The organism is Cellulomonas sp. GbtcB1 (genome assembly GCF_019091725.1).
Lineage (GTDB): Bacteria > Actinomycetota > Actinomycetes > Actinomycetales > Cellulomonadaceae > Cellulomonas.
In genome coordinates, this window is sequence record NZ_JAGXJG010000598.1 from 1 (window position 1) to 234 (window position 234).

The 234-nt window shown below is 77.4% G+C and carries 1 protein-coding gene; it reads right to left on the reverse strand.

The features are described from left to right. On the reverse strand, positions 1 to 212 hold a 212-nt coding region (locus KVT14_RS21510), incomplete at its 3' end, for a response regulator (protein WP_308161191.1). Positions 213 to 234 lie beyond the last annotated feature (22 nt).

The window sequence follows — 234 nt, forward strand, 5'->3', positions numbered from 1 at the left end:
GACCCGGCCGCGGCCAGCGAGCGCAGGGCGGTCAGCCCGTCCACCCGCGGCATGCGGACGTCCATCAGCACGTCGTCGGGTCGCAGCCGCTGCACGACCGTGACCGCCTCGGCGCCGTCGCCGCACTCGGCGACCACCTCGTGGCGCGGGTCGCCGCCGAGGATCATCCGGAGGCTGGCGCGGTCCAGGGCGTCGTCGTCGTCGTCCACCACGCGCACGGCGTCGGCGGGGGAC